18 protein-coding genes are annotated in these 17,586 nt (G+C 41.8%); 11 read left to right on the forward strand and 7 right to left on the reverse strand.

The features are described from left to right. Positions 1–18 precede the first annotated feature (18 nt). From ppnN to RGE70_RS13125, 3 genes are all read left to right on the forward strand, one after another. Positions 19–1,371 (forward strand): nucleotide 5'-monophosphate nucleosidase PpnN, encoded by a 1,353-nt coding sequence (ppnN, locus tag RGE70_RS13115; RefSeq protein ID WP_310471893.1) that lies wholly within the window; start codon positions 19–21, stop codon positions 1,369–1,371. Continuing rightward, a complete protein-coding gene (gene xni, locus RGE70_RS13120) occupies positions 1,368–2,132 on the forward strand; it encodes a flap endonuclease Xni (RefSeq protein ID WP_310471894.1) in 765 nt (254 codons plus the stop codon). The genes ppnN and xni overlap by 4 nt, the downstream gene beginning before the upstream one ends. Before the next feature lie 103 nt (positions 2,133–2,235). Then, positions 2,236–2,625, forward strand: a complete 390-nt coding sequence (locus RGE70_RS13125) for a DUF3192 domain-containing protein (RefSeq protein WP_310471895.1) — start codon at positions 2,236–2,238, stop codon at positions 2,623–2,625. A gap of 90 nt (positions 2,626–2,715) precedes the next feature. Here the strand turns inward: RGE70_RS13125 and hemH are convergent, their stop codons facing one another. From hemH to RGE70_RS13140, 3 genes are all read right to left on the reverse strand, one after another. Next, positions 2,716–3,729, reverse strand: coding sequence for a ferrochelatase (gene hemH, locus RGE70_RS13130; protein WP_310471896.1), 1,014 nt, complete (start codon positions 3,727–3,729; stop codon positions 2,716–2,718). Between the two features lie 237 nt (positions 3,730–3,966). Beyond that, entirely contained in the window at positions 3,967–5,079 is a 1,113-nt protein-coding gene (locus tag RGE70_RS13135) for a PilT/PilU family type 4a pilus ATPase (RefSeq protein WP_310471897.1), read from the reverse strand. Positions 5,080–5,092: 13 nt separating this feature from the next. Beyond that, the gene (locus tag RGE70_RS13140) at positions 5,093–6,130 is read right to left on the reverse strand and encodes a type IV pilus twitching motility protein PilT (RefSeq protein WP_310471898.1); all 1,038 of its coding nucleotides are present in this window, start codon (positions 6,128–6,130) and stop codon (positions 5,093–5,095) included. Between the two features lie 35 nt (positions 6,131–6,165). Between RGE70_RS13140 and RGE70_RS13145 the strand changes: the two genes are divergently transcribed. The 8 genes from RGE70_RS13145 to RGE70_RS13180 all read left to right on the forward strand — a co-directional run bounded on the left by RGE70_RS13145 (position 6,166) and on the right by RGE70_RS13180 (position 13,211). Beyond that, on the forward strand, positions 6,166–6,855 hold the full coding sequence (locus RGE70_RS13145; protein ID WP_310471899.1) for a YggS family pyridoxal phosphate-dependent enzyme: 690 nt from the start codon (positions 6,166–6,168) through the stop codon (positions 6,853–6,855). A gap of 155 nt (positions 6,856–7,010) precedes the next feature. Next, positions 7,011–7,829 (forward strand): pyrroline-5-carboxylate reductase, encoded by an 819-nt coding sequence (gene proC, locus RGE70_RS13150; RefSeq protein WP_310471900.1) that lies wholly within the window; start codon positions 7,011–7,013, stop codon positions 7,827–7,829. 34 nt (positions 7,830–7,863) lie between these two features. Further along, on the forward strand, positions 7,864–8,412 hold the full coding sequence (locus RGE70_RS13155) for a YggT family protein (RefSeq protein WP_310471901.1): 549 nt from the start codon (positions 7,864–7,866) through the stop codon (positions 8,410–8,412). Beyond that, positions 8,412–8,699 carry a DUF167 family protein YggU gene (gene yggU / locus RGE70_RS13160; RefSeq protein ID WP_310472982.1) on the forward strand — a complete coding sequence of 96 codons (288 nt, stop codon included), beginning with the start codon at positions 8,412–8,414 and terminating at the stop codon, positions 8,697–8,699. The genes RGE70_RS13155 and yggU overlap by 1 nt, the downstream gene beginning before the upstream one ends. A gap of 82 nt (positions 8,700–8,781) precedes the next feature. Further along, entirely contained in the window at positions 8,782–9,216 is a 435-nt protein-coding gene (locus RGE70_RS13165; protein WP_310471902.1) for a DUF4426 domain-containing protein, read from the forward strand. A 290-nt stretch (positions 9,217–9,506) separates the two neighbouring features. Continuing rightward, the gene (rdgB, locus tag RGE70_RS13170; RefSeq protein ID WP_310471903.1) at positions 9,507–10,106 is read left to right on the forward strand and encodes an RdgB/HAM1 family non-canonical purine NTP pyrophosphatase; all 600 of its coding nucleotides are present in this window, start codon (positions 9,507–9,509) and stop codon (positions 10,104–10,106) included. After that, positions 10,106–11,242: a radical SAM family heme chaperone HemW gene (gene hemW, locus RGE70_RS13175; RefSeq protein WP_310471904.1), complete on the forward strand. Its 1,137-nt coding sequence runs from the start codon at positions 10,106–10,108 to the stop codon at positions 11,240–11,242. The genes rdgB and hemW overlap by 1 nt, the downstream gene beginning before the upstream one ends. A 124-nt stretch (positions 11,243–11,366) precedes the next feature. Beyond that, positions 11,367–13,211 carry a DUF885 domain-containing protein gene (locus RGE70_RS13180; protein ID WP_310471905.1) on the forward strand — a complete coding sequence of 615 codons (1,845 nt, stop codon included), beginning with the start codon at positions 11,367–11,369 and terminating at the stop codon, positions 13,209–13,211. 706 nt (positions 13,212–13,917) lie between these two features. Here RGE70_RS13180 and RGE70_RS13185 read toward each other — a convergent pair. From RGE70_RS13185 to RGE70_RS13200, 4 genes are all read right to left on the reverse strand, one after another. Continuing rightward, positions 13,918–14,859, reverse strand: a complete 942-nt coding sequence (locus RGE70_RS13185) for a LysR family transcriptional regulator (RefSeq protein WP_310471906.1) — start codon at positions 14,857–14,859, stop codon at positions 13,918–13,920. 446 nt (positions 14,860–15,305) lie between these two features. Then, positions 15,306–16,127: a YggN family protein gene (locus RGE70_RS13190; RefSeq protein ID WP_310471907.1), complete on the reverse strand. Its 822-nt coding sequence runs from the start codon at positions 16,125–16,127 to the stop codon at positions 15,306–15,308. Positions 16,128–16,318: 191 nt separating this feature from the next. Next, complete coding sequence (gene glsB / locus RGE70_RS13195) at positions 16,319–17,233, reverse strand: glutaminase B (protein WP_310471908.1); 915 nt, start codon at positions 17,231–17,233, stop codon at positions 16,319–16,321. Continuing rightward, positions 17,233–17,559: a YggL family protein gene (locus RGE70_RS13200; protein WP_310471909.1), complete on the reverse strand. Its 327-nt coding sequence runs from the start codon at positions 17,557–17,559 to the stop codon at positions 17,233–17,235. Before RGE70_RS13200 ends, glsB begins: the two co-directional genes overlap by 1 nt. Positions 17,560–17,586: the final 27 nt, after the last annotated feature.

Here is a 17,586-nt window from a genome sequence, read left to right on the forward strand (position 1 = left end):
CAAAGCTAAGGAGTTGCTATGATAGTTAAAATCAGTCCAAGAGGCAGCCTAGATCAACTTTCGCAACTAGAAGTTGATCGCCTCAAACAAAATGCAGAAAGTGAGCTGTACCAACTTTACCGCAGCTGCTCTTTGGCTGTACTCGCCTCTGGTTTACAAAGCGACAATGCCGAAAGCTTATTTAACCAATATGGTGATTTTAATATCAATGTGCTCAGACGAGAGCGCGGCATAAAAATAGAGTTAACCCAACCGCCGCAAGCAGCTTTTGTTGACGGCCATATTATTGCGGGCATTCAAGAGCACCTGTTTTCAGTCCTACGCGACATAGTCTATCTCGATGACAGGTATCACAATTTAAAGCATATTAACCTCACCAATGCGAACCACCTTACCAATGTTGTCTTTGACATACTGCGCAATGCCCGCTGTATGCCGATGCTTGACCCCAACATAGTCGTTTGCTGGGGAGGTCATTCCATCAACCCGATTGAATATCAATACACTCGCGAAGTCGGCTACCAGCTTGGTTTACGCAAACTCGATATTTGTACCGGTTGTGGCCCAGGCGCGATGGAGGGGCCGATGAAAGGCGCTGCGATTGGGCATGCAAAACAAAGGGTTAACAATGCTAGATACATTGGACTGACCGAACCTAGTATTATCGCTGCCGAGCCGCCGAATCAAATCGTTAATGAGCTAGTGATTTTACCGGATATAGAAAAACGTTTAGAAGCGTTTGTAAGGCTAGGACATGGTTTTATTATTTTTCCTGGCGGCGCAGGTACTGCAGAAGAGCTATTGTATTTATTAGGCATTTTGCTTAATAAACAAAATAAGGGTATTCCCTTCCCGTTGATCCTCACCGGCCCAAAAGAAAGTGAAGATTACTTTTTACGTATCGATGAATTCATTGCAGCAACGCTTGGAGCTGAAGCCCAAAATAAATATCAAATCATTATCGATGACCCCGCTAAGGTTGCGCGCATTCAAAAAGAGGCAATGGAAACAATTAAAGTGTTCCGTAAAGATAATGGCGATTCATACCAGTATCAGTGGTCTTTAAAAATTGAACCTGAATTCCAACTACCATTTGAACCCACACATGAGGTGATGAGCCACTTAGATTTGCACAATCATGTTAATAAAGCGGTACTTGCAGCCAATTTAAGAAAAGCCTTTTCTGGTATTGTAGCTGGCAACGTAAAGATGGACACTATCAAGAAGATTGAACAACAAGGTCCCTTTGAGCTAAAAGGGGACCCTAAACTCATGGCGTTAATGGACCAATTACTTAACGCTTTTGTTTCACAACAACGAATGAAGTTACCGGGAAGTACGTATGTTCCCTGTTATAAAATAATAAAATGAATAAATTCTTAATTGTAGATGGTATGAACATCGTGCGCCGGATCCATGCTGCACAACCTAACGAATCTGATATTAGCGGCTTAAAAGAGCGCGTGAACGGCGCTTGCCAAAAGCTAATTAAATACCACCAGCCATCTCACGTTGCTATCGTCTGGGACGGTAATGCATTGTCATGGCGTAAAGCGCTGTATGAAGATTATAAAAAAGGGCGCAAACCTATGCCAGAAGCATTAGCCAATGGCCTTGCCGATCTCAAAACCTATTTAGCCACACATCATATTGCCTCGCTCAACGCCGAAGCTGAAGCCGATGACGTTATCGCAACGCTGGCCACGAAACTGGTAAACATGGGTGGCGAAGCCATTATTGTGTCTACCGATAAAGGATTTTGCCAGCTCAATCACCCCAACATCAAACAGTGGGATCACTTCAACCAAGTGTACTTAACCGTTGAGGCAATGGAACAAAAGCTTGGTGTCGAGCATAAGCAATTTATTGATTACCTTGCACTAGCTGGCGACAGTGGTAACAAAATTCCCGGCGTTCCCGGAATAGGCCCAAAATCAGCGGTTGAGTTATTAAAAACATTCCGCTCATTGGCAAACATTTATGGCTCTATTGAAGAGGTCGGTTCTAAGCAAGCAACCAAGCTTGAAAAAGGTAAACAACTTGCCAGGCTCAGTTATAAATTAGTACAACTTCAATTAGATATGCCGCTTAACGCAAACCTAAAGGATTTCAGGTTACCGAGAAGCAACTAACGGCCAAGCTGTTAACAAAAAGTTACCAAACTAGATTTACCATCAATTGGGGGCATAGTATTGTAAGAGCTACTCAATAATCGACTAAGGAACCCGAGCCCCGATGAAATCTAGAGTCCCCGTTATAATTGGATCTATTTTTGTTGCCTATATTGCCTTTGTTGCCGTCGTGATGCTGTCTTATCAACCCACTCCAGATGAAATGGATTGGGAAGATAGGCAAGTTTACAATAAGGAAAAAATAGCAGAAATCACCCTAGGGCAAACTATTGAAGAGATAAAAATGCTGTTCGGTAACGCTGACTTTAGTGAAGCAAAAATAGTAAATCAGCAAAATTTACAGGTACTTTTTTATCGCACTCACCATAAAAAGTCAGATGGTGAAACAACAAAAGAAGAGTGCACCCCACTACTGTTTAAACAAGGCTTGTTAATTGCTTGGGGGCAAGACACTTACCAGCAGTATCTTAATGGGACCGCGGCTAGCCTGTAATCTTTCAAGCCATAACTACATACTTTATAACGGTAATTTATCTTACTTAAAATGGGCAAGTTAGCTCGACTCGCCCAACTTATACTTTGGCTAAAGATAGGGCTTAACAATATTAGCCATCATTTCAATATGGTCATCATTATCATTTAGCGCTGCAATATACCTAAACTTTTTACCACCAGCAGCAGTAAATAATAATTTGTTTTCGCCTGCAATTTCTTCAAGCGTTTCAAGACAATCTGCACTAAATGCTGGGCACACTACGGCAATATCTGAGACGCCTTTTGCCGGTAACGATTCCATCGTTGCATCAGTATAAGGCGTTAACCATTTCGCTTTACCAAAGCGCGATTGAAACGTAGTTATGTACTCTTCTTCTGTTAAACCAAGCTTGGCAACTAAAAGTTTACTGGTCAGCATACAAAAACAATAATATGGATCGCCTAGATGCAGATTACGCTCTGGCATACCATGATAGGACAACACTAACTTTTCAGGTTGACCATTTAACGTAAAATCTTTAGTAATCGACGCCGCTAACGCATCGATAAAGTCAGGGTTGTCGTGATAGGTATTAATAAAGTGCAGTGCGGGTAAGTAACGCCAAGTCATTAACTCTTTGGCGATCGCGTCAAAAACAGAGCCCGTTGTGGGCGCAGCATATTGAGGGTACAAAGGTAATACGACTAAATTGTCGACGCCTGCTTTATGCATTTTTTGTAACGTTGATGCCACCGATGGTTGACCGTAACGCATGCAAAAATCGACTAAAACCTCTTCACCAGCCTGTTCATAGTACGCAGATAACTTTTTTGTTTGTCGGCGGGTAATATCCATCAAGGGAGAACCGTCAGTCGTCCAAACTTGCTTATATAACGCCGCAGATTTAGCCGGCCTTACACGCAATATTATCCCATGAAGAATAATCATCCAAATTAAGCGAGGTATTTCAATCACCCTAGGATCGGCTAAAAACTCAGCTAAATAACGTCTTACCGCAGATGCTGTTGGTTCATCTGGCGTGCCGAGATTAACCAATAATACGCCTGTTTTACCACGTTTTTTATGTCCTACTTCCTTGGTTAATCCTGAAAAATTGGCCAAGAGAACTCCTTAAGTTACCATTGTTAAAATAACTATCGACGAAAAATTCATGCAGCATTAACGCTTGCTGTGCCTGCAAACCACCTTAGCATGATTATTACCCATTACGTATGAACAAGCTTATAGATCAATGTATTATAAAAAAGCTGACAACATAAAATATTGTCAGCTTTTCAGTTACTGTACCCGTTTACGCTTTCGTTATATCGATTGCACTAACGTTTATGCCAACATGACTTAATCAAAATCAAGCGTAACCCCATCCATAGAACTAGAGCGACTTGAATCTGAACTTTGCAGTTTAATCATTAAGCGTAAATCATTTGGTGAATCAGCATGATGTAATGCATCGGCATAGCTAATTTCGCCGTCACTGTATAACCTTAGTAACGCCTGATCAAAAGTCTGCATGCCCTGCTCGTTCGACTTTGACATGGTTTCTTTCAATGAATGCAACTCATTTTTAGCAATTAAGCTCGCCACTCGCGGCGTATTAATTAATACCTCAATCGCCGCGCGTCTGCCAGAACCATCACTTTTGGGAATCAATTGCTGTGCCACAATACCGCGTAAATTGAGCGACAAATCAAACAATAACTGAGCATGCTTATTTTCAGGCACTAAATGCATAATGCGATCAAGTGCTTGGTTAGCATTGTTAGCATGCAACGTTGCCATACACAGGTGACCGGTTTCAGCAAATGACAAAGCAAACTCCATGGTCTCTTGCGTACGGATCTCGCCAATTAAAATGACATCCGGAGCTTGGCGTAACGAACTTTTAAGTGCGGCATCAAAAGACTCAGTATCAATACCAACTTCTCGCTGAGTGATGATACTTTGTCGATGGTCATGCACAAATTCCACCGGGTCTTCAATGGTCAAAATGTGCCCTCGAGCATGGGCATTACGGTAACCGACCAACGCCGCTAATGAGGTTGATTTACCGGTCCCGGTTCCGCCAACCATGATGACTAAGCCTCGCTTACTCATAACGAGATCTTTAAGAATGGGCGGCAATTTTAAGTCATCAACTTCAGGTATGGTTGTTTCAATACGACGCATTACGCAACCTGGCGACTCTCTTTGCCAAAAAGCGCTGACACGAAAACGTCCATATACTTTATCGGCAAAAGCAAAGTTACATTCACGAGACTCATGAAACTCACGCTTTTGCACATCCGTCATTAATGATTCAACTAACTGAAGAGACTGCTCTGCAGTAAAAATGTCCTCGGTTAATGGTACTAATTCGCCATCAATCTTTGCGCTAGGCGGAAAGCCTACCGTAATAAACAAATCAGACGCTTTACGCTCGATCATGGTCTTTAAAAAAGGACTAGCATCCATAAGTATTTACCCGTTAAAAATTGGTTTGCTTATTCGAGCTTTTCAGCATGGCATCTTCACGGCTAATTTGACCGCGGTTAACCAAATTCTGTAGGCATTGATCCAGCGTTTGCATACCATGAGCCATACCGGTTTGAATCGCCGAGTACATTTGTGCCACTTTATCTTCACGGATCAAGTTACGAATAGCTGGAGTGCCCATCATAATTTCATGTGCGGCCACACGCCCTCCACCCACTTTTTTAATCAAAGTTTGCGAGATAACAGCTTGCAGAGATTCCGACAGCATCGTTCTCACCATGCCCTTTTCACCTTCGGGGAACACGTCAACCACACGGTCAATCGTTTTAGCCGCAGAAGTGGTATGCAATGTGCCAAATACAAGGTGACCGGTTTCAGCTGCTGTCATCGCTAATCTGATAGTTTCCAAATCGCGCATTTCACCTACGAGTATCACATCGGGATCTTCACGTAACGCACTACGCAGCGCAGCATTAAAACTGTGAGTATGACGGTGAACTTCACGTTGGTTAATCAAACACTGTTTATTTTGATGTACAAATTCGATTGGGTCTTCAATCGTCAATATGTGGTCATGACGATTTTCATTCACGTAATCAACCATCGCAGCCAAGGTGGTACTTTTACCCGAACCAGTTGGACCGGTAACCAACACTAGCCCCCGTGGAAAACTCGAAATTTTCTTAAAAATCTCAGGAGCTCCCAGTTGCTCTAAGCTTAAGACTTCGCTAGGAATAGTACGGAACACCGCCGCGGAGCCGCGGGACTGATTAAAAGCATTGACACGAAAACGAGCAAGCCCAGGCACTTCAAACGAGAAATCGATCTCTAAATGCTCCTCGTAATCCTTACGCTGCTTATCATTCATTATATCGTAAACAAGACTGTGAACACCTTGATGGTCTAAAGCAGGAAGATTAATCTTTCTAACTTCACCATCAACACGGATCATTGGAGAAACCCCCGCAGAAAGGTGTAGATCTGATGCTTTGTGCTTTACACTAAAGGCAAGTAATTCTGTGATTTCCATAGTTTGGGATATCCATTCAACCAAAAATAAACAACATGACAACAATAACAGACAGACTAGCACTCGCCCAGTACCGGATCAGCCAAGCGGCAAAAAATTCCTTACGTGAGCCAGATGAAGTTAAACTGCTTGCGGTAAGTAAAACTAAACCCAATAGCCAAATTATAGATGCCTATAAAGCAGGGCAAAGGCTATTTGGAGAAAATTATGTGCAAGAAGCTGAAGCCAAAATCTTAAGCCTTAGTGCTGACTATCCCGACATAGAGTGGCATTTCATTGGCCCACTTCAATCAAACAAAACCAAAATCATTGCCAGCCGGTGTGATTGGATGCACACCGTTGATCGTCAAAAAATCGCACTTAGGCTTAATGAGCAACGACCCGATACTTTACAACCTTTAAATGTCTGCATTCAGGTCAATATTAGTCAAGAAGCCAGCAAGTCTGGGGTTAATGCCGTTGATGTATTGTCATTGGCTCAGCAAATCGACGCATTGCCGAATTTAACCTTACGCGGTTTAATGGCGATTCCCTCTGCCCATGTCGATAGCCACACCGCCACTGAGGAGCTCGCTGCATTACAACAACTGTATCAATCTTTGGCAGCACAATACTCAAGTGTTGACACGCTATCGGTCGGTATGAGTAATGACTTGGAGCTAGCCGTTGCTCACGGCTCGACAATGGTACGCATTGGCAGTGCCATTTTTGGCGCCCGTGATTAACCGCTCTTTATAATTAAATAGCTATATCTGTAAAATATCTTTTATTATGAAGCTTGGTTTTAACGCATTTACCCTCATATCAAAACATACAAGTTTAGATAATGTTGATTGATAGACTTAAACGCTGTACTCACTAAAATTACAAAGAGAATTCCATGTCACAACAAAAAGTCTGTTTTATTGGTGCTGGTAACATGAGCCGTAGCATTATTAGTGGTTTGGTTAACAGTGGTTATACGCCGCAATGCATCACAGCGTCAAACCCTAGCCAGCCGAAGTTAGATGCTCTGCATCATGATTTTGGCATTAACATCACAAATGACAATATGACCGCCGCCGCAAATGCAGATGTTATTGTATTAGGTGTAAAACCGCACTTAATGGAGCCTGTAGGTAAGCAACTGAGCAGTTTAGATCTATCCGAAAAGTTAATTATCACCATTGCAGCCGGTGTCACCGCCCAGCGTTATAATGATTTTTTCAAGCAAGAGATCAAATTAATACGCACTATGCCTAATACCCCAACCCAGATAGGTGTAGGCTTAACAGGCTTATATGCTAGCGATGAGATCTCACAAGAACATAAAGCCTTGTGCGAAACATTAATGGCGACGGGTGGCGAAGTCATTTGGGTCAACAAAGAAGATGATTTAAACCAAGTCATTGCGTTAGCAGGCAGTTCACCAGCGTACTTTTTTCTGTTTTTAGAAGCTATGGTACAAAGCGCTGTAAAAGGTGGCATGTCGGAATCAAACGCGAGAGAAATGGCACAGCAAGCAGCACTTGGGGCTGCGCTGATGGCGAAGAAAAATCCTGAATTGAGCTTGGCACAGTTACGCAGCAATGTTACTTCTAAAGGTGGCACAACAGCGCAAGCGATTGCCACTTTTGAAGACGGTAACTTACGTCAGCTCGTTGATAATGCAATGAGTAATTGCATTGCTCGCGCTGAAGAAATGGCAACACAATATTAATTCTTATTATTTAACGTAAAAAGTAGAGCAAAAAATGAATGCATTAAGTTTTTTAGTCAGCACAGTATTCGATTTATATTTGATGGTGGTCATTTTACGGATCTGGCTACAACTTGCCCGCGCCGATTTTTACAATCCATTTAGCCAGTTTATCGTTAAAGCAACTCACCCTATAGTGGGTCCATTACGACGTATTTTGCCATCATTAGGCAATTTTGACAGTGCATCATTTTTATTGGCGATCAGCATCGTCATCATAAAGTTTGTACTACTAAGTTTAATGGCGGGTGCGCCTATTCATGTACCGAGTATTTTACTGGTATCGCTAGTATCTGTATTTAAAGAAGCCGGTGTATTACTATTTTGGATGCTGATCCTACGCGCTATTTTAAGCTGGGTAAGTCAAGGTCATAACCCAATTGAAATGGTTATGACTCAACTGACAGAACCTCTTCTTGCGCCAATTCGCCGTATGTTGCCACAAATGGGCGGCTTAGATTTATCATTGTTAGTAATGATGATCATTCTTAACTTTCTCAACATATTGCTTGCCCAATATGTGCCTTTTTGGGCAAACGTGTAGTGGTAGCAGTATCAATGCAGCAGGGAAACCTGCTGCTGAACCTATACGTACAACCTAAAGCGAGTCGCGACCAAGTCGTTGGCCTACATGGTGAGGAGCTAAAAATCGCCATCACTGCTCCGCCCGTTGACGGAAAAGCCAATACCCACTTGGTCAAGTACTTATCTAAAGCATTCAAAGTGCCAAAAGGTGATATCACGATCCTTAAAGGCCTTACCGGGCGCCATAAACAGTTGCAGATCCTATCGCCAAAGCTCATTCCACCAGCAATACAAAACTTGTTATAAAATCTGCAAATTTTAAGCGATAGCGGTGCAACACACTAAAACGCTATACTGAAAGCGAAACTATTATCTAAGGAAGGCCAATATGATCCGCTCTCTAACTGCTATTTTTTTACTCAGTTTATGCCTCATTAATTATGCATATGCTGAACAAAAACAAAAAGTAGGCAACTTTGATATTCATTATGTAGCCTTAAGCAGTACCTTTTTAACCCCCAGTATTGCCAAGGCTTACGGTATCAAACGTAGTCGATATTCTGGGGTATTAAATATTGCAGTCCTTGATAACAGCGTTGAAGGCAACCCCGCCGTAAGAGCTGATATAACAGGCGTAGCTAATAATTTACTCGACGCACGTATCCAATTAGCCTTCAGAGAAATAAGAGAGGGCAATGCCATTTACTATATTGCCGAAGTGCCCTACCGAGATGATCAAACGATTAATTTTAAAATTGAAGTAAAGCATGGTAATAAACTCAATACGTCGCTCAAATTTAGCCAAAAGTTCTATGTTGATTAATCTAGCTAAATGAGGGTGATTGCCCTCATTATTGCGAGCAGCTAGCTAGCCCTATATTCACCAAGCTTAATCCAATTGATTGACAGTATTATCGCTTAGCTTAACCCGCTGAGCTAGTTTCCATGGGGCTAACCAAGTCAATGATGACCAAACCTTTGCTATAAAATATGCAGCTGCATCATTAAACTTTAACGATGTGATGATCCAATAGCCACGCCACATATATAATGCAATTCAAATCGTGGTTCGCTATTATTGCCGCCATAATTTATCTCTTTCAAAGGTCTGTCATGAATCAAATCGTTCTCGCTAGTGGTAATAAAGGAAAGTTGAAAGAATTTTCCGAACTAATGGCCGATTATGGCGTAGAAATTCTCGCGCAAAGTGAATTTAACGTTTCAGAAGTCCCAGAGACCGGTACCACCTTTGTCGAAAATGCCATTATTAAAGCCCGCCACGCCGCGCAAATAACAGGGCATGCAGCGATTGCCGATGACTCTGGTTTAGAAGTCGACTTTCTACAAGGTGCACCTGGCATATATTCAGCCCGTTACGCAGGTGAAGGGGCACAAGAAAAACAAAATTACCTTAAGTTACTCGATGCTTTAGAAGGGCAAACACAACGCAGTGCGCGTTTTCAATGTGTATTGGTTTATATGCGCCACGCTAAAGACCCGACCCCCATAATTTGCCAAGCATCATGGGAAGGGACTATCGGTTTTGAAGCATTCGGTGGCAATGGCCATGGCTATGACCCGATTTTCATTCCAGCCGAGCACAAATGTAGTGCAGCAGAGCTTAGTAGTGATGAAAAAAACCAGTTAAGCCATCGTGGTAAAGCCTTAGTATTGCTAATTAACTCAATGAAGCAACAAGGTATTATTAGCTAATGTTGACTCTGCCACCTTTAAGCCTTTATATCCATATACCTTGGTGTGTCCAAAAGTGTCCTTATTGTGACTTTAACTCACATGGTCAACATGGAGAGTTACCACAGCAAGAATATGTTGATGCGTTGATAGCCGATCTAAAACAAGATCTGCACTATGTGCAAGGTCGTACATTGCACACAATTTTTATTGGTGGCGGCACCCCATCTTTATTCGATGCAGCGCAAATTAAACGTCTGCTTATTGAGGTTGATAAGCTCATCAAGTTTAGCAACAACATAGAGATCACCATGGAAGCCAACCCAGGGACTTTAGAACATGATGACTTTGTTGCTTACCAGCAAGCAGGGATCACTCGTTTATCCATCGGCATCCAGAGTTTTTCCAGCGACAAACTCAATCTACTTGGCCGGATCCACGATAAAAATGAAGCGCAAGTTGCAGCGCAACAAGCTAAGGTGTCAGGCTATCAAAGTTTTAATTTAGACTTGATGCATGGCCTACCGAATCAAAGTTTTGATGAAGCGCTCGCTGATATTGAAACCGCAGCAGAATTGGCACCGCCGCATTTATCCTGGTATCAGTTGACCATTGAACCCAATACATTGTTTCACTCAAAACCACCTCAATTGCCTGACGATGAAAACCTATGGCAGATCTATGAGCAAGGGCAAAAACGCTTGGCAGAGCTTGGTTATGTTCAATACGAAATATCTGCCTACGCCAAAGAAGGCTTTCAGTGCCAACACAACCTTAACTATTGGCAGTTTGGAGACTACTTAGGCATTGGTTGTGGTGCGCATGGTAAAGTGACTCAGGTGGATGACAACACCATTTTACGCACCGTAAAAATCAAGCACCCCAAAGGCTATTTAGCCGCAAGCAATTACACAACAGATGTAACGTTAGTAGAAGATGAAGATAGGCCATTAGAGTACCTAATGAACCGCTTAAGGCTCATGACACCTATCCCAAAAATTGAGTTTGAACAGCGTACAGGCCTAGACAGAAAAGTGTTAAAAACAGGTATAGAGCAAGCCTGTGCAAAAGGGTTGATGACTCAAAACGATGCGTTTTGGCAGCTAACTCCCAAAGGCCATATGTTTGTAAATGACTTATTATCACAATTTCTGTAAGCCAATGAATAGATTAGTTAATATTAATTTAAATCATTAAACTGAAATATTTACTAACAGTTATATCAAAAACTTAGCGTCAAGCTTCTTTAGGATAACAACACAACCCTAAGGAAGCTTAAAGATGCCAATAAATACAAAAGTTAGTTTGCTCGCCCTATCCCTTTCTGCCTGCCTAAATTGTGTTGCCTACGCAGCGCCGGCTCCAACGGCTTATTCAAATCAAAGCGAGCCCGTTATTAAGCAAGCTGTGACTGAATCAGAAAAAGCTAACCAGTTATTTGAAAGCATTTTCATGGACAACGTATTAGCCAGTCCAATCGCGCAAACCTATTTAGGGATCAAAACTGACTACGGCCTATGGGATGAGATAAGCGATGCTGCAACCGATGCAGACATAGCACGTACCAAAAAACATTTGGCACAATTAAAGCAGGTTGATACCACCAAACTAAACAGACAAACATTGTTAAGCTACCAGCTACTAAAACAAAAGCTTGAGCAAGAGATTGAAGATGACCAGTGGCGCTACCATAGTTACCCAGCAAACCAAATGTATGGCGGCCATTCGCAAATAGCCTCTTTGTTAATTAATCAGCACCAAATTACCAGCATAACCGATGCGCAGGCTTATATCAGCCGCTTAAATGGGGTGCCAAAGCGTTTAGCTCAATTACAATCAGCGTTAGCAGTACGTGCCGACAAAGGCATTATCGCCCCTAAATTTGTATTTCCCTACGTGATATCTGACAGTCAAAACATCATTACAGGTGCGCCATTTAATGATGGGCAAGACAGTGCTTTATGGGCCGATTTTAAGCGTAAAGTGACAGCGATTTCTATCAGCGAAGATGAGCAGCAACAATTACTAGCATCGGCAAAAGTAGCATTAATTGAACAAGTTAAACCGGCCTACAATAAACTAATCAGTTACATTACGACCTTAGCCGCAAAAGCGGATACTCGCGATGGCGTTTGGAAATTTCCTCAAGGGGAGCAGTTTTACAACAATGCTTTAGCGCGTACCACGACCACTGATATGACCGCGAATGAAATCCATGAGCTTGGTCTAGCAGAAGTCGCACGCATTCACAGTGAGATGCGTGAAATAATGAAAAAAGTAAAGTTTGATGGCGACTTACGAGCATTCTTTACCTTTATGCGAGATGATCCGCAATTCTATCACGCTGATACCGCAGCTGGCCGTCAAGCATACCTACAAGAAGCAAAGGCATTAATTAACACAATGTCGGGTCGCTTAGACGATGTGTTTAAAGTTAAGCCAAAAGCGTCCATCATAGTTAAGCAAGTCGAAGCATTTAGAGAGCAATCTGCAGGTAAAGCGTTTTACAGTAACCCTTCACCCGATGGCAATCGTCCCGGCACTTATTACGCCAACCTGTTTGATATTAAAGCAATGCCAAAATATCAAATGGAAGCGCTGGCATATCATGAGGGAATACCCGGACATCATATGCAAATTGCCATAGCACAAGAGCTTGAAGGGGTTCCTAAGTTCCGCAAGTTTGGAGGCTATACGGCTTATATCGAGGGCTGGGGTCTTTATAGCGAATACTTCCCTAAAGAAATGGGCATGTATGCTGATCCTTATTCTGATTTTGGCCGCTTAGCAATGGAGCTATGGCGCGCCTGCAGACTCGTCGTCGATACAGGTATTCACGCTAAGAAATGGTCCCGAGAAAAATCGATAAACTATTACGTATCTAATACGCCAAATGCTAAGTCTGATGCGATTAAAATGGTTGAAAGACATATTGTGATGCCATCGCAAGCAACGGCATACAAAATCGGAATGATAAAGCTACTCGAGCTAAGAGCAAAGGCACAAAAATCTTTAGGTGATAAATTCGATATCAGAGATTTCCACACCATTGTATTAAAAAATGGCCCGTTACCTTTAGATGTACTCGAGTCTGAGATTGATTTTTGGATTGCAAATACGCTCTAAATCAATGGGGAATACCCCGAAAATAAGCCACATTTAATTTTGTGGCTTATTTTTACGTGATCTTGCGATCTTAGAACATTACTGCGTAAAAATTCGCCGCGCAACAATAACGGTATGAAGCCCTACTTTAAGAGCCGTATAGAAAGTGACTCAGATAATGACTCGCTTGCCATTCAAAATAAACTATCAATAAGCAACAAACACGCAATAAAAAACCACTCAACAGAGTGGTTTAATTTATTAGGTCTAACTGTCTTCAACTTTTATATATCGTAAAAATCAACTTGAAATGTAGGGTACAGCTAGAGCTCAGCTATTTTTAAGAAAAAACCCCCGACCAAATACCGGGGGGAACCAAAAATAGGATGTGGTTTCAAAGCCAGCATTGTTTTAGTTGTATAAAGCTATGCCGGCGTTGATCCAAAACTGCATAAAGCTGATTTGTATAGCACAATAAAGAGGGGTCATTCTTAATTCTGTTATAGGGTTCAAATCATTTTGAATCAACTGAAGCCATTGTATTTTATTAAAAACAAACTGCAACAATAAATACACCATAGCAAACATTAGCACACACTAAATACACATAAGTGCAACCAAACCCGAAACCGCAAGGCATTGAATTACAATGAAAAAACAAACTACAACTTTGAACTTACATCCACACAACCCGGCACTGGCAAATGTAACAAAGTGTATCTAGCTATTATTTTCGCTTTGCATACAAGTCTTTATACTCTTCATCCCAATAAGGTGGGTTGCTGATATGGTCTTTAATAAAATCAATAAAGGCACTCACTTTAGGTGCAAGGTGTTTACGTCTTGGATAAACCGCCTGCAAAGGCAAGTTATTGGTCAATTGCCATTCGTCTAAAATAGGGACTAAAGTACCTTTTGCTATCTCGTCTTCCAATAAATAACTAGCAAGATAAGCAACCCCTAACCCACTTACTGCAGCCGTTTTTAGTGCTGGAGCATTATCGACTCTAAAGTTGCCAGACACTCCAATTTCACAATAATCATCGCCTTTCTTAAACTGCCAAACGGTATGCTCGTGCCATTCGCCTTGATACACAAGACAGTTATGTTCCACCAGCTGCTCTGGGCGAGCCGGCATGCCACGTTGTGCGACATAAGAAGGGGAAGCTACAAGTAGGAAGTTACACTTCATTAATGGTCTAGCAACCATACCTAGAGGCAGCTGTTCAGACATCGTCAATAAAAGGTCTAAGCCTTCGCTAACAACATCAACTTTATGATCAAGTAAACTGACTTGTAACTCGAGCTCTGGGTTTTTGGCCATGAAGTCTGGTAAGGCAGGAATAATATGCATCGTGCCAAATGATTGCGAGATCCCTACTTTGAGCACCCCGCGTGTGGCATCATTCAAATTATGTACACTTGCAACGGCCTGATCGGCATCTCTTAGCAACTCCTCGCCTTGAGAATACAATAATTGCCCTGCTTCAGTCAGGCTTAAGCTGCGTGTGGTTCGCTGAATTAGCTGCACACCTAGCTTATGCTCAAGATCAGCAACCTGTGTACTAACTTTGGATTTAGATATGCCTAATTTCCGTGCCGCAGAACTAAAACTTCCAGCTCGTGCTACATGGGTAAAAATTGCGATTGGTTCTAAAAGTTCTAACATGTAAATCGCCTTAAGGTGTTTACGAGAATAATAGTACTTCCATCGCTAAGATAATCCCAATTACTAACAATGTGTTACGCAGTATTATCTTAAGTGAATATAAGTATTCTAAAGTAGAGTTATTATTAAACCAAAAATTGGTTTTTACTTTTATTTTTAGGAGTATACCAAAAAAACCTTAGAACTCATTAAATATGTACTTTTGTATTGGCCTACGGCACATATTCTTAGTAATGGAGCGGCGGGAAACACTGCGGTTATATAACTCAGCGCTTTATAGAGGTTTTTATTAATGATTATCGAGCATGGCTAATGCCAAAAACGAAAACCCCTGCACCAATTCGATGCAAGGGCTGTTGCAATTAAACGCCAGCAACACAACAGGCTATGTTAGCCAGGGTTATTTCCAATGGCGATTCATCATCGCTAAATCAAATATACACAAACTATTCAAGCAGCTCTTGTGTTGGCGCGCCGACTAAAGAGTAGATCGCGAGTTCAGGAATTTGGGTTTGCATTTCTTTCTCTAACACTACTAATGACTTAAAGCTGTCGCACAACTTGTTGCCTCGCAATTCTAAGTCTTGCGCTTGACTATCCATCTGACGTTCAATGTCGTCCCCGATCGATTCCATTTGTGCCGAAAAAGTTTCCATTTTTTGCTCAAAAGACCCACCTTCACTAGACAGCATTTGGCTACCGATTGATACCAACATCGTTCCAATAGAGCTCTTAATTAATTGCTCCATTTCCTGTTCAAATTCTTCATCAAAAGCGCGCTCTAATGATGACTCCGTGGCACCTAAATAAAATTTATCACCACTTTGGTAGGCCACAGTTTCAACTCTATTTTGTAAACTAACTGCCATTTGGTCAAAGGTAGCGCCCGTTGCATCCCCGATCAAAGGCGTTAATACCATACTAACTGCAGTTGAAGCCATCACAACCGCTTCATTAACCAATTCAATGACTTCAGGAACATCTGCAGATACTCGCTCTGCATACTCTGCTACTAACGACTGCTGCTGTTGACTCAGGGCTACTTTATTGCCATTTACAAACAACTGATCCTGTTCAATACGGTAACGTTCTGTACCAGCTTCGCTAATCAATAGTTTCTGAGGTTCTACAGTAACGTCATAGTGTAACGACACCTCACACTCGTTGTTAGAGTTGGGTTCAGAATCATCATGAGCATTCGCTAGTTGAAAGCTTGACGCAGTTACGAGTACAGCACAAAGCCCAACGGAGGTAAGAAGTGTGTTCATAGCTAGAATCCTTTATCGCATTATTCACATTAATAATTTAGATAAAGCAGTTACCATGCCAACAGTTTATACCATTGTTTTAATTGACTAATTAACAAAAAGGCACATTCAAGAAAGGAGTTTGCTAGATATGAATAGCCAATAATGCTAACTATTGGCTAAATTTCACCACGGTATAATGTCAAACAACTTTAAAATATTGACCGACCTAGGCATTGCGAAAGCATTTCTAGCGCGGCGGTGCCAGCTAATGAATTGCCATTAGCATCTAATTCTGGAGACCACACACATACAGACATGTCACCTGGGATCACGGCAATAATACCGCCCCCTACGCCACTTTTACCCGGCATACCGACTCGGTAAGCAAACTCCCCCGCACCATCATACAAGCCAGAAGTCGCTAATAAAGCGTTCAACTGCCGAGTTTGTACTGCGGTAATGACTTGCTTTCCGGCTAAGTTTTGGCCGCGATTGGCTAAATATAGCATCGCTTTTGAAAGGTCTGCACAGCTCATTTTTAATGAACAATATTGGAAATAAGTCTTTAAAACCGTATCAACGTCGTTATTAAAATTGCCAAATGACTTCATCAAGTAGGCAATAGCAGCATTACGAGCACTGTGCTTGTACTCAGAATTCGCTACAACATTGTCATAAGTGACTTTATGGTTATGGCTAAGATCACGAACAATCTCTAACATTCGTTGTTTTGGCGCACCGAGTCGCCCTTGTAAAAGGTCAGCTATAACCAAGGCTCCCGCATTAATAAAAGGGTTACGCGGTAAACCTTTTTCTAATTCGACCTGCACTAATGAGTTAAATGACTGTCCCGATGGCTCTTTGCCTACTCGAGACCAAATTTCAGACTCTTCATAATGCATTAACGCCAATGTTAAGCTAAAGACTTTTGAGATACTTTGAATAGAAAAGGGCTCGAGATAATCTCCAGCCCCTATTGTGACGCCATCAGGGGTAGTCACAGCGATACCCATTTTTTGGGCATTGACTCCAGCAAGAGCAGGAATATAATCAGCAACTTTACCTTTGCCTAAAAGAGGCCGAACTTTTTCTACGACCTCCTCAAGTAATGCCAATTCAGGCATTAGCTCCACCAAATATCGTATAACTCGCCGATTTCAATGTTAGACACGGGTTGAGCTTCAAAGAATTTTTTCGCCGCAGCTCGATCTTCATCAGTACATTTACCAATATCTTGAGTCGCTATAATACCTTCCCACTCTTTATGACCACCGCCATGAAAACCAAGACCTCTAGGCTCGATAATTTCATCAATAAATTGATCAACAATCAAATCAATCTGCTCTTCAGAAACAGAGGCATCAAACGTCCAATTGATATCGAAACCAAACTCTTGAAATTCATCAACGCGTAATTTTTTACGTAAACGACGACTGCGATTAGCTGCCATGGTGGAACTCCTCAATGGTAATAAACA

The sequence above is a fragment of the Shewanella youngdeokensis genome, assembly GCF_033180165.1.
GTDB classification, from domain to species: Bacteria; Pseudomonadota; Gammaproteobacteria; order Enterobacterales; family Shewanellaceae; genus Shewanella; species Shewanella youngdeokensis.

What these genes read in the sequence shown, in the direction of transcription:
- RGE70_RS13140 (WP_310471898.1), bottom strand. Translation starts at nt 6,130, where the DNA reads ATGGAAATCACAGAATTACTTGCCTTTAGTGTAAAGCACAAAGCATCA.
- xni (WP_310471894.1), top strand. Translation starts at nt 1,368, where the DNA reads ATGAATAAATTCTTAATTGTAGATGGTATGAACATCGTGCGCCGGATC.
- RGE70_RS13190 (WP_310471907.1), bottom strand. Translation starts at nt 16,127, where the DNA reads ATGAACACACTTCTTACCTCCGTTGGGCTTTGTGCTGTACTCGTAACT.
- RGE70_RS13135 (WP_310471897.1), bottom strand. Translation starts at nt 5,079, where the DNA reads ATGGATGCTAGTCCTTTTTTAAAGACCATGATCGAGCGTAAAGCGTCT.
- RGE70_RS13125 (WP_310471895.1), top strand. Translation starts at nt 2,236, where the DNA reads ATGAAATCTAGAGTCCCCGTTATAATTGGATCTATTTTTGTTGCCTAT.
- hemW (WP_310471904.1), top strand. Translation starts at nt 10,106, where the DNA reads ATGTTGACTCTGCCACCTTTAAGCCTTTATATCCATATACCTTGGTGT.
- RGE70_RS13200 (WP_310471909.1), bottom strand. Translation starts at nt 17,559, where the DNA reads ATGGCAGCTAATCGCAGTCGTCGTTTACGTAAAAAATTACGCGTTGAT.
- RGE70_RS13165 (WP_310471902.1), top strand. Translation starts at nt 8,782, where the DNA reads ATGATCCGCTCTCTAACTGCTATTTTTTTACTCAGTTTATGCCTCATT.
- proC (WP_310471900.1), top strand. Translation starts at nt 7,011, where the DNA reads ATGTCACAACAAAAAGTCTGTTTTATTGGTGCTGGTAACATGAGCCGT.
- RGE70_RS13145 (WP_310471899.1), top strand. Translation starts at nt 6,166, where the DNA reads ATGACAACAATAACAGACAGACTAGCACTCGCCCAGTACCGGATCAGC.
- RGE70_RS13155 (WP_310471901.1), top strand. Translation starts at nt 7,864, where the DNA reads ATGAATGCATTAAGTTTTTTAGTCAGCACAGTATTCGATTTATATTTG.
- glsB (WP_310471908.1), bottom strand. Translation starts at nt 17,233, where the DNA reads ATGCCTGAATTGGCATTACTTGAGGAGGTCGTAGAAAAAGTTCGGCCT.
- RGE70_RS13185 (WP_310471906.1), bottom strand. Translation starts at nt 14,859, where the DNA reads ATGTTAGAACTTTTAGAACCAATCGCAATTTTTACCCATGTAGCACGA.
- rdgB (WP_310471903.1), top strand. Translation starts at nt 9,507, where the DNA reads ATGAATCAAATCGTTCTCGCTAGTGGTAATAAAGGAAAGTTGAAAGAA.
- RGE70_RS13180 (WP_310471905.1), top strand. Translation starts at nt 11,367, where the DNA reads ATGCCAATAAATACAAAAGTTAGTTTGCTCGCCCTATCCCTTTCTGCC.
- ppnN (WP_310471893.1), top strand. Translation starts at nt 19, where the DNA reads ATGATAGTTAAAATCAGTCCAAGAGGCAGCCTAGATCAACTTTCGCAA.